Source organism: Paractinoplanes maris (assembly GCF_023544465.1).
In the GTDB taxonomy this organism is placed as follows: domain Bacteria; phylum Actinomycetota; class Actinomycetes; order Mycobacteriales; family Micromonosporaceae; genus Actinoplanes; species Actinoplanes maris.
The window spans coordinates 1-14,723 of the sequence record NZ_JALPVL010000002.1 but is presented as its reverse complement, the minus strand read 5'-3'; the positions used below and the strand labels follow the sequence as shown (position 1 = coordinate 14,723).

The following is a 14,723-nucleotide window of genomic DNA, read 5'->3' as shown; positions in this document are numbered from 1 at the left end:
GGGATGGCCGCGCGCGCGAGCAAGGCGTTATCCACAACATCGGCCTGCCCCGGGTGGCCGGCGCCGCGAAGTGAGAGGCTTGATGGCATGGCCAACCGTCTCGCCGGGGCTACGTCGCCCTATCTGCTTCAGCACGCTGACAACCCCGTCGACTGGTGGGAGTGGTCGGCCGAGGCCTTCGCCGAGGCCGAGCGACGCGACGTGCCGGTGCTGATCTCGGTGGGCTACGCGGCCTGCCACTGGTGCCACGTGATGGCGCATGAGTCCTTCGAGGACGAGCAGATCGCCCAGCTCATGAATGACGGCTTCGTCGCGATCAAGGTCGACCGTGAGGAGCGGCCCGACGTCGACGCCGTCTACATGACCGCCACCCAGGCCATGACCGGTCAGGGCGGCTGGCCGATGACGGTCTTCGCCACCCCCGCCGGCGACCCCTTCTTCTGCGGCACCTATTTTCCCAAGGCCAATTTCGCCCGCCTGCTCGACTCGGTCACCACCGCCTGGCGCGACCAGCGGGAGCAGGTCATCCAGCAGGGCGCAAACGTGGTCGAGGCGATTGGCGGGGCCCAGCTGGTCGGGGGGCCCACCGCGCCGATCTCGGCCGAGCTCCTCACCGCCGCGGCCGGCGGACTGCTCAAGGATCAGGACACGACGAACGGCGGCTTCGGCGGCGCCCCCAAGTTCCCGCCGCACATGAGCCTGCTCTTCCTGCTGCGTCACTACCAGCGCACCGGCTCCGGCGAGGCGCTCGAGGCGGTCCGCTTCGCCGCCGAGCGGATGGGCCGGGGCGGCATCTACGACCAGCTCGCGGGTGGCTTCGCGCGCTATGCGGTCGACGCGACCTGGACCGTGCCGCACTTCGAGAAGATGCTGTATGACAACGCTCTGCTCCTGCGGGTCTACACGCAGCTCTGGCGCCTCACCGGCGACCCGTTCGCCCGGCGCGTCGCCGACGAGACGGCCGAGTTCCTGCTGCGCGACCTCGGCACCCCGGCCGGCGGGCTGGCCTCGGCACTCGACGCCGACGCGGCCGGGGTCGAGGGTCTGACGTACGCCTGGACCCCCGAGCAGCTGACCGAGGCCCTCGGTGACGACGGCACCTGGGCGGCCGACCTGTTCGGAGTCACCGCCCAGGGCACCTTCGAGCACGGCAGCAGCGTGCTCGTGCTCGCCCGCGACATCGACGCCGCCGACCCGGCCCTGGTCGACCGCTGGAAAGACGTACGGGAAAGGTTGCTCGCGGTCCGGGCCGGCCGCCCGCAGCCGGCCCGCGACGACAAGGTGGTCGCCTCGTGGAACGGCCTGGCCGTCACCGCGCTGGCCGAGCACGGCATCCTGACCGGCGCCGAGTCGTCCCGGGTGGCCGCCATCGAGATCGCCACCGTGCTGGCCGAGCGCCACGTCGTCGACGGCCGCTTGCGCCGCGTCTCGCGCGACGGCGTGGTGGGGGAGCCGGCCGGTGTGCTGGAGGACTACGGCTGCGTGGCCGAGGGCTTCCTGGCCGTGCACCAGCTGACCGGCGACGGCGTCTGGCTCGACCGGGCGCGCGAGCTGCTCGACGTGGCGCTAACCCACTTCGGCACCGGCGGGGGCGGCTTCTACGACACCGCCGACGACGCCGAGCGCCTGGTCACCCGCCCGGCCGACCCGACCGACAACGCCACGCCGTCGGGGCAGTCGTCGATCTGCGCGGCCCTGGTGGCCTACGCCGCTCTGAGCGGCGAGCCGAGTTACCGCGAGGCGGCCGACGCCGCCCTGGCCACCTCAGGCCCGGTGATCGGCGGGCACCCCCGCTTCGCGGGTTATGCCGCGACGGTGGCCGAGGCGGCGCTCACCGGGCCGTACGAGATCGCGATCGTGGCCCCGCCCGGCGAGGAGCTCGCGCTGCTGGCCGCGGCCCACCGCAGCGCCCCGCCCGGCACGGTGATCGTGGCCGGCGAGCCCGACCGTCCCGGCGTCCCGCTGCTGGCCGACCGCCCGCTGCAGTCCGGCGTCCCCACGGCGTATGTGTGCCGGGGTTTCGTCTGCGACCGCCCGGTCACCAGCCCGGACGATCTGGTGGCCCGCCTGAGTCGGTAGGCTGGTGGCGCGATGGATACCCGAACCGGTCTGCCTGTGGTCGGCATGGTGGGCGGGGGCCAGTTGGCCCGGATGACCCACCAGGCCGCTATCTCTCTCGGTCAGTCACTGCGTGTGCTGAGCGTGTCGCCCGATGACAGTGCCGCGCTGGTCGCGGCCGATGTGCGGATCGGGACCCATACCGATCTGGCCGCGCTGCGGGAGTTCGCGAAGGGCTGCGAGGCGGTCACCTTCGACCACGAGCACGTGCCGACCGAGCACATCGAGGCGCTCGAGGCCGAGGGTGTCAAGATCTATCCGGGCTCCCGGGCGCTGGTGTTCGCCCAGGACAAGGGCCTGATGCGCGAGCGGCTGGCCGAGCTGGGCGCGCCGGTGCCGCGCTGGGGGCACGTCCGGACGGCGGAGGACATCGAGACCTTCTCGGGCGGCGCCTGGCCGGTGGTGGCCAAGGCCACCCGAGGCGGGTACGACGGCCGGGGCGTCTGGATGCTCTCCGGGCCCGAGGAGGCGGCCGAACTCGTCGCGACCGGCACCCCGCTGATCGTCGAGGAGCGGGTGCCGCTGCGCCGCGAGCTCGCCGCCCTGGTCGCCCGCTCGCCGTTCGGTCAGGTGGCGGCCTACCCGGTGGCCGAGACCGTGCAGCGCGACGGGATCTGCGTCGAGGTGCTCGCGCCCGCGCCCGACCTGCCCGAGGCGCTCGTGCTCAAGGCCCAGCAGCTCGCGATCGACCTGGCCAACGCGCTCGGCGTGGTCGGTCTGCTGGCCGTCGAGCTGTTCGAGACCATCGGCGGCATCGTCGTCAACGAGCTCGCGATGCGCCCGCACAACTCCGGCCACTGGACCATCGAGGGCGCCCGCACCTCGCAGTTCGAGCAACACCTGCGGGCCGTGCTCGACTATCCGATGGGCGAGACGTCGCTCGCCGCCCCGGCCGTCGTGATGGCGAACGTGCTCGGTGGCGAGCCGGGCGGCATCTCGATCGACGAGCGCCTGCACCATCTCTTCGCCACCGACCCCGGCGCGCGGGTGCACCTCTATGGCAAGCAGGTCCGGCCGGGCCGCAAGATCGGGCACGTCACTGTGCTCGGCGACGACATGACCTCGGTGCGGGCCCGCGCGGCCCGGGCCGCCCAGTGGCTGCAGGAAGGCCGGTAATGGCACCGCTCGTCGGGATCATCATGGGCAGTGACTCGGACTGGCCGACGATGGAGGCGGCGGCGATCGCCCTCGCCGAGTTCGAGGTGCCGTTCGAGGTCGGCGTCGTCTCGGCCCACCGTACGGTCCGCAAGATGGTCGATTACGCGGAGAGCGCGTCCGGCCGCGGCCTGCAGGCGATCATCGCCGGTGCCGGGGGCGCCGCCCATCTGCCCGGCATGGTGGCCGCGCTCACGCCGCTGCCGGTGATCGGCGTGCCGGTGCCGCTCAAGCACCTCGACGGCATGGATTCGCTGCTGTCGATCGTCCAGATGCCCGCCGGGGTGCCGGTGGCGACCGTGTCGATCGGTGGCGCCCGCAACGCCGGCCTGCTCGCCGTCCGCATCCTCGGCACCGCCCACCCGCAGCTGCGCACCAAGATGGCCAACTTCCAGGCCGGTCTCGAGAAGCTCGTCGCCGAGAAGGACGCCGCGCTCCGGGAGCAGTTGCTCGGGTAATCTCGCTGCATGGTGCGCCGCTGGCAACAGTCGATCATCCTCGTTGCCGTCGGGGTGCTCGGCGGGGTGCTGATCGGTTCGCTGCCCGGGGTGGTCTTCTTCGTGGTTCTCGCCGCCATCGCCGCCCTGGTCTCGCCGCCCGCGTTTCCCCGATCGGTCACCGACGCCGAGGCGCGCGCCGCCCAGGCCGCCGACGGCCGCCCGATCATCTACTGGCGTCCCGGTTGCCCCTTCTGCCTGCGGCTCCGGGGCTCACTGGCCCGCCAGGCCGGCCGATACCACTGGGTCGACATCTGGAGCGACCCCGAGGGCGCCGCGACGGTCCGCTCGGTGGCCGGCGGCAACGAGACCGTCCCGACCGTGGTGGCCGTCGGCGCGTCCCTGGTGAACCCTTCACCGCAGGTGGTCCGAAACCTTCACTGAACGCTCGGATCCCGTTCAGGCTGCGCTCCTAGGCTCGACGGAGCTGCACTGAGCGGAGGCGGTCATCGACTTGTGGTGGAGCGTGGCGCTCGCGACCCTCGGTATCGTCGTGCCGGGCATCGCGGCGATCTACGAGTTCCTCGTCAAGGGGCGTAAGCGGCTCGGCTACCGCGTGCAGCTGGACACGACGGCCAATGACGTCGGCGAGACGGCCGCGCCGGGAGCGCTCAGTGAGCTGAGCAACAACGGGGTGCCGCTCGTCGACCCCAGCATCGTGCTGCTGCGCATCGAGAACACCGGCCGCACGAACATCGACGAGCACGACTACGCGGTCCGCGACGACGACAAGGCCGGCATCCGGGTGAGCTTCCCCGGCCGGCGGGTCGTCGGGCTCGTCGTGACCGAGCTGAGCGACGAGAACCTGCGGTCCAGTCTGACCGGGCTGTCCGTGAGCGACGACCTGGTCGAGCTGCCCAAGGTGCCGATGAACCGGCACGACCACTACAAGGTGCTGGCCGCCCTGGACAGCTCGGACGGCACGAAGAAGGGCGACGGGCCCTACCCCGACCCGATCGTGGTCGGCACGATCAAGGGCGGCGTCGGCGACGGTCGCATCATTGAGACCCGCAGCCGCACCGGGACCTCGATGCGCGCGATGGCGCTGATCGCCTTCCTGGCCGTGCTGGTCGTCGCGCAGTCGGTCATCTCCTTCCGCGGCACCACCGACACCCCGTTGGACTGCGCCGGCGGCCGGCTGACCCTGGCCGGTTCGACGGCCTTCGAGCCGGTCGTCCGGGAGGCCGCCCAGTCCTATCAGGACGTCTGCACCGAGGCGTCGTTCGCCTTCGAGCTGCGGGGCAGCGGCGAGGGGTTGCTGGCCCTCGACCGAGCCGGCGAGAAAGCCGACCTGCTGGCCTTCTCGGACGGCGACAAGCCCGACGGCCTGCCCGGCCTGGTCGCCCGGCCGATCGCGTTCGTGCTGTTCACGCTGGTGGTCAACGGCGAGACCGGGGTACGCGATCTGACCACCGACCAGATCCGCCGGCTCTACCGCGGCGAGCTCACCAACTGGAAGCAGATCGGCGGCCACGACGTGCCGGTCCGTCTGATCAGCCGCAATCCCGGCTCGGGGACGCGGGCCGCCTTCCAGCGCCGGATCCTCGACGGGGTGCGCGAGCCGGGCAGCAACTCCGACAACTGCCGCGACCGCGATCCCGGCTCACCGGCCGGCGTGGTGCGCTGCGCCCGCAACTCCACCGAGGAGGTGCTACGCGCTGTGACCGACGTTCCGGGCGCACTCGCCTACAGCGAACTGGGTGCGGCCACGGATCGTGAGGGCCTTTCCCTCGTACGCATCGATGGCCGCCCCGCCACCGTGCCGGACGCCGACCACGGCACGTACCCGTTCTGGGAGACCGAGCTCGCCTACACCCACGGCGACCCGGACGCCCATTCGCTGGCCGCCAGCTTCCTGCGCTACCTGACCAACCAGGTGGGCGCCGACATCATCCGAGCCCACGGCGACCGCCCCTGCGCCGAACTGGCCAACCCCCAGCTCTGCCACCCCGCCCCCCTGGCCGCCGACTAGCGTTGCATCCATTTCTTTCAATTGAGCGAGTGACGGAAAGCTTCGATCCGTACTGCCGCGCCGGTTAGCCGCGCCATGGCGAGAAGACGTGGCCGCGGAGCCGGGCGCGACCCGCAAAGCGTGCGGGAGGGCCAGGACTTCACTTCCGGTGTGGCCCGGGCCGGTCGCGCCGGCTCGGCCACGACGCAGTCCGATGGGCTCGTCACCCGGCGTACCGGCATGTCGGGCGGTGCGCCGCAAGGGCGCCCTACCGAGATTCCCCGTCGCGACGACCGGGAAGTCCAACGCTCCCTGGAGATGGAGAACTCGGGCGCCGTGGTTCTGGCCGGCAACGGCTGGCGGATCAAGCAGAATCCCTCGCCGGAGGAGGTCGCTCAGGCGAGGGCGGCGTCCGGCGACCACGGCCATCCCAGCAAGAATCCGGACTATCTGCTGGAGGGACGAGTCTTCGACGCCTATTCACCGACGAATCCGGAGAAGAGTCCCCGGGGTGTCTGGCGCCAGGTTGAGGAGGGCAAGATTGAAGCCGGACAGACGCAACGCGTGGTGATCAACTTGGAGGATTGGCGCGGTGATCTGTCCGCGCTGCAAAGGCAGTTCGCCGACTGGCCGATGCCGGGCCTCAAGGAAGTCAAGGTCATCACTGCGGATGGCGACATCATCCAGTTCGACCTACCGCCCTACACCGAACGGGGAGCGTGACGCGTGGCGACCGAGTACGAACTGACCCTGGCCGGTGGTGCGGCCGTTGACGTGGTGGCCGAACGCGCGTTCCCCGATCCCGCCGATCGTCCGGTGGGACCCGCACCCCTGCTCGTTGCCGCCCTCGATGACCGCTACGGGTTCGTCGCGACCGTACTGTCCGGCCGCAGCCGCTACGTCGAGGTCCTCGGAGACAACGGCAACTGGCTGTGGGAGCCGGAGCCGTACACGTCGGTCATGTTTCGCATGGACAAGTCGTCTGACGTCGAGTGGCAGGTGAGGAACATGCTGACCGTCGTCGGCCGGGTGCTGGGAACCGGCTCGGAGGACGCCGCCTTCTTCGTCAACGGTGACATTCTGCTGCTCACGCGGTTGGACGGTGTCGTGGTCAAACACCGACGCGACGGCTGGTGGGCTATTCACGACGGCGCTGATCAGGTGGTCGCGGACTGAGTCACTGCTGGACGGCGGCTTCGGCCCGGGTGACCAGCTCGTTGTACCAGGGCGCCTGCGTGACCGGGACGAACTCGGCGTCCGCCCAGAAGCGCTTGGCCACGTCGGCCTTCTTCGACTTCAGGTTTCCGGTGTTGCCCGCGGTGAAGTAGGCCGTCGTGTGGCGGAGGGTGATGTCCTCGGGGTCGGGGACGGTGGGCTTGTTGTCGCGCACGCAGATGGCTCGGGGCGGATCCTGCGCGTTGGTGCAGGTCTCGGTGGGGCGGGCCGAGAACTCGACCGCCACGAAGAGGCCGTCGAGGCGGTAGCTGTCGATGTGGGCGCCGTTTCCGCTTCCCTCGTGCGACCCACCGCTCAGGTTCGGTGGGTTGCCCGGTCCCAGCGACACCAGCCCCGGCGGGCGGGATTTGGGCACGTAGGTGAAGCCGACCGGGTTGCCGAATTCGCGCCAGTCGTCGACGTAGAGCACGCTGTCGAGCAGCCGCGCCTCGGCCACCGCCGGGTCGACCGTCCGGTGGGGAGGGGCGATCACGGTGGCCTCGGCCTCGTCCGCCGCCCGGATCTGCGCCACCGCTGCCGCGACGCCGATTACGACAACCGCCGCGATCGCCGCGTTCACCCACCCACGCTGTTGCACTCTGCCCCCGTACGGTCCCGTGTCGCCGCAGGTTAGCGCACGGCGGGAGCGGGCAGGTGGGCCACCTCGTTGAGCTGGACGACCGCGTGGTTGTGGAAGTAGTCGTCCTCGTGCAGCGTCGTGATGCCGCCGGGCGAGAAGCGGAACGCCACCCGTCCCGCCGCTTCCAGCGGCATCTCGATCCAGGCCGCGACGACGAACGTGGCCGCCATCCCGTGCGTGACGATCACCTGGTGCGGTGCGTCCGATGTCAGGATGCGCTCCACCGCCGCGTACACCCGGACGGCCAGGTCCCATTTCGTCTCGGCGCCGGGCAGTCCCTCGTCGTGACGCATCCGTTCGCCGGAGGCCGGCGGTGGGATGAACCGCTCGTCCAACCAGGACTGTGGCCGGCCACCCGCTTCACCGAACGACTTCTCCCGCAGGTCGCTGTCCAGCAGCACCGACGTGCCCAGCTTGGCCGCGATGACCTCGGCCGTCCGCCGGGTGCGCAGGAGATCCGAGGAGTGGACCTCGGCCTGGGGCGCCCGGACGGCCAGCGTCTCGGCCACCGCCGCCGCCTGGGACAGCCCGTGTGCCGTGAGGTCGGAGTCGAACCAGCCGCCGACCAGTCGGTCGACGTGATGGGTGGCTTCGGGGTGGGTGACGACGTGGAGCGTTCTCATCACCGCATCTTTACCAGGGCGCCGCGCAGGCCCTCCCGGGTACGCCGGCGGTTCTCGTTGGTGGCACCCACCCAGAGCAGGATCACTCCCAGCGGCACCAGCACCAGCCACGGGCCCACGAGGGTGCTGGCGAAATGGATGGCCGCCACGATGGTGGCCACCGCGCCCACCACGACCGGCGCCTGCTGACGGTTGCGGGAGCCGAGGATCAGGGTGGCCACCGCGGCCAGCAGCAACAGGACCTCGCGGGTCTCGCCGCCGTTGCCGGCCAGCACGATGCCGATCGTCGGGACGAACGCGGCCAGCAGCGCCGGGCCGTAGGCGGCCCAGCTGCTCAGGTCGGGCCGGTCGCGTGACTCGATGACGCCGACCAGCAGGGCCAGGGCGGCGAACGGCAACGTGTACGCCTCGGGAAGCGCGACATCGGCCAGGGCGACGAACAGCCACACGCCCACGACCTCGAAGCCGACCGCCGTCCAGAAGAGCGCCCGCCGCTGGCTGGGCGGCCGGCCGACCCGCGCGGCGGCCAGGCCGAGCACGGCGCCCCAGGCGGACAGCATCGCGGCCAGGTGGGCCGGGGAGTCGAACGCCATCACCCCGGCGATCAGCGCGGACGCGTATCCGCTCCACTCCACCGTGGAGGCCTCGGCCCGGTATTGCGGCAGACCCAGTCGCGGGACCGTGGCCTCCAGGACCAGCAGCGCGGCCCCGACGGCCAGCACCCCGAACGCGGCCCACGGCCGTTCCACCCCGGCCGCGATCGCCGCGGTGAGGACGAAGAACTGGCCCATCACGGCCGCGAACAGCCAGCCCAGGATGCGGGCGAAGCGGCTGCGGCCGCCCAGCGCGGCCACCAGGCCGACCCCGATCGCGCAGCCCAGGGTGAACAGTGTGAGGCGCTGCTGGGCGAGGCTGCCGGCCAGGCCCGCGTTGCCGGCCAGCAGGCCGATCACGAAGACGATGGTGCGGGTCGTGCCGAGCAGCGACGACCGGCGACCGGCCGGCGGCAGGGTGAGGGCCAGGCCCAGCATCGAGATGGTGAAGACGACCAGGGCGGCGGTGGTCGCGGTCGGGTAGCGCGCGTCCAGGGCGATCGGTGCGATCAGGATGGTGATGGCCACGCCGGGCAGGATCACCGGCACCGCCTCGGACGCCTTGCCGCCGAAGCCGATCGCGGCCAGCGCCGCGGCCCCGGTGAGCAGCACGATCGCCAGGACGCTGGTGCCGTCGACGTAGCCCGAGGACGGCTCGGCCAGCGCGAGGATCGGGCCGTCCCAGATGTGGGTGAGCTGACCCAGCGGGTCGATCAGGGCGGCTCGCAGCGCGGGGGCGATCGAGAACAGCGCCAGGATGGTCGGCAGCAGCGCCAGCACGACCGCGCTGGTGGCCGGGTCGACCAGCCAGCGGCCGCTCAGGCCGAGCGGGCGGGCCGTGGTCCAGCGGCGGACCGGGTAGCGGCTGCCCGAGAAGACGCCCTCGCGGGCCAGGGTGAGACCGGGCGCCGGGATCGAGCCGCGCAGCAACTCGGCCAGGACGCCGAGCAGGGCCGCCGCCGCCGCGTAGAGGGCGGTCGGGTGCGGGGTCGGGATCGACGCGAACGCGGTGATGGTGGCGCCGAGGACCAGGCCGACCGTGGCCCACGGCAGGAACTGCGGGATGTAGCGGCCGGCCAGCGCCAGCATGGCCAGGCTGAGGCTGGACGCGGCCAGCGCGGCGGTGAGCACGACCATGGCGTCGTGCTGCTGGTCGCCCGCGACCGAGGCCAGGACGCCGGGCAGGGCCAGCATGATCGCGCCGGTGGCGGCGCCGCCGATCTGGGCCCGGTGGCGCGGCATGCCGGTGTCGTCGCGGGCCAGGTCGGCCTCGGTCACCGTGGACGGCGCCCAGAAGCGGCCGGGCGGGGGCAGCGGGGTGCCCGGGGGCGGGCTCTCGATCGGGGCCACCCGGGTGCGGGCCATGGCCGCGGTGAGCGCGCCGATCATCACCACCAGCAGCAAGGACAGCGCGGTCGACCAGGGCCGGGCGAGCGAGGCCAGCACGGCGTGCAGCAGCACGGCGGCGCCCGCTCCGGCGCGGCAGAGCGCGGCCGCGGGCTCCAGTGCCGAGATCGAGGCCATCGCGTACGCGATCGCGACCGCCCCGCCGATCAGCAGGGGTGACCACCAGGGCAGCCCCAGCGCGAACGGCGCGCCGATCGCGGCCGCCGCCCCGGCGATCGCCGAGAACAGGTGCGACCGCGGCCGGGGAGCCGCGATGGCCGCCGCGACCGAGACCGCCACCAGGGCGAACGGTGCCTGCCAGGCGCCCGGGCCGGGGGCCGGGTAGGCAGTCAGGTCGGCGTTCCAGAGGTCGGCCGGGACGGCCAGCATGCGGACGGCGCCGGCCAGCGCCAGGTAGCCGGCGATCGCGCCGACCACCACGCCGGCCACGGCCAGACCCCGGTTGGGGCCGCGGCTCCACTCCTCGGGCAGCAGGGCGACGCCGAGCGCGACGATCAGCACCACCACGCCGGCCACGGCCAGCGGCGCCTCGGGAAAGGCGAGCGCGAACACGCGGGCCAGCGCGCCGCAGATCGCCACGGTGGCCGCCGCGGCGGCGATGTCGGGGCCGTCGAGCACCCGGTCGGCGCGCCGGCCGTTGTCGATCGACTTGGAGAAGAACAGCAGGCCCGCCGCGACCAGCAGGAGCGCGCCGACCCAGACGTCGGGCGCGGTGGCGCCGGGGGAGAGCAGGGCGGCCAGGGCCAGCGCGATCGCGCCGAGCCCGGTGCCCGCGGTCAGCGGCAGGCTGATGTCACGCCGGGCGACCTGGAAGACGGCCGCATAGCTGAGCGTGGCCGCCACGGCCAGGAAGCCGACGGCCAGCGCCGGAACGGTGACCGCCTCGGTCGGCGGCGGTCCGTCGCCCCGGTCGGCGACGGCGAGCGCGGCGGTGACCACGGCACCGGGCAGGGCCAGTGCGGCCGCGCCGGAGGCCCAGTCGCCGACCAGCCAGGCGTAGAGGCGGATCGGGATCTGCCGGGCGGCCACGGCGATCATGACGCCGGCGCCCGCGATCGCGGTGAGCACGGCGGCGGTCAGCCAGGCGGCGCCGAGCGCGGCCCCGGCGCCGAAGAGACCGACCACCCCGGCCGCGGCCACGTGCACGATCGCTGTCCGGCGGGTGGTCGCGGCCAGACCGGCGGCGCCGAGGCCGACCGCGGCGATCACCAGCGGCCACGGGGCCTCGGACCAGCTCAGCCCGAGCGAGGCGGGCACGGCCAGGGCGGTCAGCGCGATGCCGGCCACCGCACCCTCGTGCCGCACGCTGGGCGGCAGGGCGAGCGCGGCGGCGATCGTGACCAGCAGGGCGCTGAAGGCCAGCAGCCAGCCCAGCTCACCGGCGGCCTCGGCCATCCGCTGGGCATAACCGGCGGTGTCGGCCTGCCAGACCGGGCGCGCGGCCTGCAGCGGCGCGAAGGCGGCGCGCAGGCAGTCGAGGACCAGCACCACGCCGATCAGGACGAGCGCGACGGCCGAGGCGATCTGCGGGCCGCGGCGCACCTCGGGCGGGACCAGGGTCACCACCGCGCCGGTGACCGCGATGGCGGCGGCCGCCACGGCCAGCGTCCAGTGCGGCGACACGACGGCGGCGATGCGGGCCGTCGCGCCGATCACGGCCAGGGCCAGCACGCCGCCGGCGATGTTGCGGGCGACCAGGTTGTCGAGCAGCCAGGCGGCGGCGAACCCGGTGAGCGCGGCCAGCACCAGCACCAGCCCGGAGCGCAGCGCGTCGGGCAGCACCCGGGCCTGCAGCAGCGCCACCGACGAATAGAGCAGGGCGCCCGCGCTGGCCACGCAGAGCAGCGCGAACGTCAGCTCGCGCAGCCAGTCGGCCGACGGCGGCGTGGCCGGCAGCTCGATCGGGACCGAGCCCGCGGCCGGGGCCCCCTCGGGACGCGGGCCGGGAAAGATGCGGGTCCGCAGCCAGCCCTGGCGGCGCCGGGTGGTGGCGCCGTGCAGGATGAGGTCGGGCTCCTCGCCCGCCGACTCGGGGCGCGCGGGTGCGTCCTCGGCCAGCAGCACCGGGTCCTGGTGCTGCCGGTCGGCCGCCACCGGGCGCCCGACCGGCCACCGGGGGAGCAGCCGGCCCTTGCGGATCACGGTGGTGAGCAGCAGCAGGTCGAGCACGGCGACCACGGTCAGCGCCATGGCCCAGCCGGCCGGGCTCTCGATCATCGGCTCGGCCAGCAGCAGCGGAACCGGCTGCACGGCCACGACAGTCGCGTAGCGCGGCGCGGCGAGCCGGGTGAAACCGGCGTAGACGAAGCTGGCGATGGCGGTGAGCGCGAAGGTGATGCCCAGATAGAGCGGGACGGGCACGCCCACGCCGCCGGTGAGCTCACTGCCGTGCAGCGCGAACAGGGTCAGCGGCAGCAGGATCAGGCCGACCCAGGCCACCGTCTCACCGGTCGAGCTGAGGCCGCGGCGGGCGATGCCGGGTGCCGCCACCAGGGCGGTCGTGGTGGCCAGGGCGAGGATGAACGCGCGCGCGAACGGGTTGCTGACGGCGACACCGGCGAAGACCACCGCGGCCACGCCGATGAGCAGCGCGCCCAGCGCGAGCAGAATGTTCTGCACCGACTGGGAGGACGCCTCGGGCGGGTGGTGCTCGGCGCCGCCGAAGCCCGCGGAGCGGCGTGGCGCGGGGGCGACCCGCTCGGTCGGCGGCGGGTCGTCGAGCAGCATGGTGACACCGTCGGTGGCGACCCCGGGCGGACCGGTGTGCGGCGAGGCGGGCGGCGCCCAGTCGGGCCGCGGACCGGCCGGGCGGGCTCGGCCGCCGGTGGGAACCGGTGGCGGTTCGTCGGCCGGGCCGCCGGTCGGCGGGGGTGGCGGGGGGAACTCGTCCGGCCCGCGACGCCGTACGCGCCGGGTCTTGGGATTTCTGGTGGCCTTTTTCTTGGTATTGGCGTGGGCCAGGATGTCCCGCTGGAACTGCGCCGCCTGGATCTTGGCGGCGATCTGGGTGCGCTCCTTCGCCGCGGCCATGTCACGGATCTTCAGATCCGCGATCGACGCCTCGATGCGGGCCAGCTCATCGTCGTAGCTGTCGGGCTGTTCAGCCTGCGCCACGGAACCTCCTCGACCTGCCGCCACGCCTTGTCCAAGCATGCCGGTCCGACACCTCATTAGAACAGGCTCATGGGGGCCGACATCTATAGAAAACGCCCTCGGGCGTCTTACCCGGCCTCTGGTCGGCGTACGCTACGCGCCAGTAACATAGCGGCGGGACCGCATGAGCGAAGGGGCCAGGTTATGAGTGAGTTCGACGTCTACCGTCTGCCGGAGGATCACGAGACCATCCGGGCCGCGGTGCGCGAGGTGTGTGACGCGCGGGTGGCGCCGAACGCGGCCGAGGCCGACGAGACCGGTGAGTTCCCGAAAGCCTCGTACGACGCCCTGCGCTCCAGCGACTTCCACGCGCCGCACATCCCGGTGGAGTACGGCGGCGCCGGGGCCGACGCCCTGGCCACGGCGATCGTGATCGAGGAGGTCGCCCGCGCCTGCGGCTCGTCCTCGCTGATCCCCGCGGTCAACAAGCTCGGCACGATGCCGCTGCTGATCGCCGCCTCCGAGGAGCTCAAGCAGAAGTACCTGCCCAAGGTGGCCTCCGGCGAGGCGATGTTCTCCTACTGCCTCTCCGAGCCCGAGGCCGGCTCGGACGCCGTGTCGATGACGACCCGGGCCGTGCGTGACGGTGATCACTGGGTGCTCAACGGGGTGAAGCGCTGGATCACCAACGCCGGCGTCTCCGAGTTCTACACAGTCTTCGCGGTGACCGACCCGGCCAAGCGCTCGAAGGGCATCTCGGCGTTCGTGGTCGAGAAGTCGGACGCCGGCGTCAGCTTCGGCGCGCCCGAGAAGAAGCTCGGCATCAAGGGCTCGCCCACCCGCGAGGTCTACTTCGACAACGTCCGGATCCCGGCCGACCGCATGATCGGCGAGGAGGGCACCGGCTTCGCCACCGCCATGAAGACGCTCGATCACACCCGGGTGACGATCGCCGCGCAGGCGCTGGGCATCGCGCAGGGCGCGCTCGACTTCGCCAAGGGCTACGTCAAGGAGCGCAAGCAGTTCGGCAAGCCGGTGGCCGAGTTCCAGGGCGTCCAGTTCATGCTGGCCGACATGGGCATGAAGCTCGAGGCGGCCCGCCAGCTCACCTACGTGGCGGCCGGCAAGAGCGAGCGCGGCGACGACGACCTGACCTACTTCGGCGCCGCCGCCAAGTGTTTCGCCTCGGACGCCGCGATGGAGATCACGACCGACGCCGTCCAGCTGCTGGGCGGCTACGGCTACACCCGCGACTACCCGGTCGAGCGGATGATGCGGGACGCCAAGATCACCCAGATCTACGAGGGCACCAATCAGGTCCAGCGCGTCGTCATGGCCCGCCAGCTGCTCAAGGACTGACGAGCCGCGGGGGGGGGGCGGGCGGGGCCCCCCGCGCCCCCCGCGGCGGGCGCGCGGCCCGGCGGGGGGGGG

The 14,723-nt window shown here is 72.7% G+C and carries 11 protein-coding genes; 8 read left to right on the top strand and 3 right to left on the bottom strand.

All coding sequences use genetic code 11. The features are described 5' to 3' along the window. The first annotated feature begins 87 nt into the window (after positions 1 to 87). From NAG42_RS04930 to NAG42_RS04900, 7 genes are all read left to right on the top strand, one after another. Complete coding sequence (locus tag NAG42_RS04930) at positions 88 to 2,079, top strand: thioredoxin domain-containing protein (RefSeq protein WP_250028398.1); 1,992 nt, start codon at positions 88 to 90, stop codon at positions 2,077 to 2,079. 12 nt (positions 2,080 to 2,091) lie between these two features. Continuing rightward, positions 2,092 to 3,234, top strand: a complete 1,143-nt coding sequence (locus NAG42_RS04925; RefSeq protein ID WP_250028397.1) for a 5-(carboxyamino)imidazole ribonucleotide synthase — start codon at positions 2,092 to 2,094, stop codon at positions 3,232 to 3,234. Further along, the gene (gene purE / locus NAG42_RS04920; RefSeq protein ID WP_250028396.1) at positions 3,234 to 3,731 is read left to right on the top strand and encodes a 5-(carboxyamino)imidazole ribonucleotide mutase; all 498 of its coding nucleotides are present in this window, start codon (positions 3,234 to 3,236) and stop codon (positions 3,729 to 3,731) included. Before NAG42_RS04925 ends, purE begins: the two co-directional genes overlap by 1 nt. 9 nt (positions 3,732 to 3,740) lie before the next feature. After that, positions 3,741 to 4,154: a glutaredoxin domain-containing protein gene (locus NAG42_RS04915; RefSeq protein ID WP_250028395.1), complete on the top strand. Its 414-nt coding sequence runs from the start codon at positions 3,741 to 3,743 to the stop codon at positions 4,152 to 4,154. A gap of 82 nt (positions 4,155 to 4,236) precedes the next feature. Then, the gene (locus tag NAG42_RS44805; RefSeq protein ID WP_250028394.1) at positions 4,237 to 5,742 is read left to right on the top strand and encodes a PstS family phosphate ABC transporter substrate-binding protein; all 1,506 of its coding nucleotides are present in this window, start codon (positions 4,237 to 4,239) and stop codon (positions 5,740 to 5,742) included. Positions 5,743 to 5,862: 120 nt separating this feature from the next. Beyond that, entirely contained in the window at positions 5,863 to 6,444 is a 582-nt protein-coding gene (locus NAG42_RS04905) for a CdiA C-terminal domain-containing protein (protein ID WP_438872366.1), read from the top strand. Positions 6,445 to 6,447: 3 nt separating this feature from the next. Further along, the gene (locus tag NAG42_RS04900; protein WP_250028392.1) at positions 6,448 to 6,897 is read left to right on the top strand and encodes a SitI3 family protein; all 450 of its coding nucleotides are present in this window, start codon (positions 6,448 to 6,450) and stop codon (positions 6,895 to 6,897) included. Position 6,898: 1 nt separating this feature from the next. On the opposite strand, the gene NAG42_RS04895 is transcribed toward NAG42_RS04900, so the two are convergent. From NAG42_RS04895 to NAG42_RS04885, 3 genes are read right to left on the bottom strand one after another with little or no spacing between them, the layout of a single operon-like run. Continuing rightward, entirely contained in the window at positions 6,899 to 7,516 is a 618-nt protein-coding gene (locus NAG42_RS04895; protein WP_250028390.1) for a hypothetical protein, read from the bottom strand. 50 nt (positions 7,517 to 7,566) lie between these two features. Then, positions 7,567 to 8,199 carry a histidine phosphatase family protein gene (locus NAG42_RS04890; protein ID WP_250028388.1) on the bottom strand — a complete coding sequence of 211 codons (633 nt, stop codon included), beginning with the start codon at positions 8,197 to 8,199 and terminating at the stop codon, positions 7,567 to 7,569. Continuing rightward, positions 8,199 to 13,313 carry an SCO7613 C-terminal domain-containing membrane protein gene (locus NAG42_RS04885; RefSeq protein WP_250028386.1) on the bottom strand — a complete coding sequence of 1,705 codons (5,115 nt, stop codon included), beginning with the start codon at positions 13,311 to 13,313 and terminating at the stop codon, positions 8,199 to 8,201. Before NAG42_RS04885 ends, NAG42_RS04890 begins: the two co-directional genes overlap by 1 nt. Before the next feature lie 183 nt (positions 13,314 to 13,496). Here NAG42_RS04885 and NAG42_RS04880 point away from each other — a divergent pair, with 183 nt between their 5' ends. After that, on the top strand, positions 13,497 to 14,651 hold the full coding sequence (locus NAG42_RS04880) for an acyl-CoA dehydrogenase family protein (protein ID WP_250028384.1): 1,155 nt from the start codon (positions 13,497 to 13,499) through the stop codon (positions 14,649 to 14,651). Positions 14,652 to 14,723: the final 72 nt, after the last annotated feature.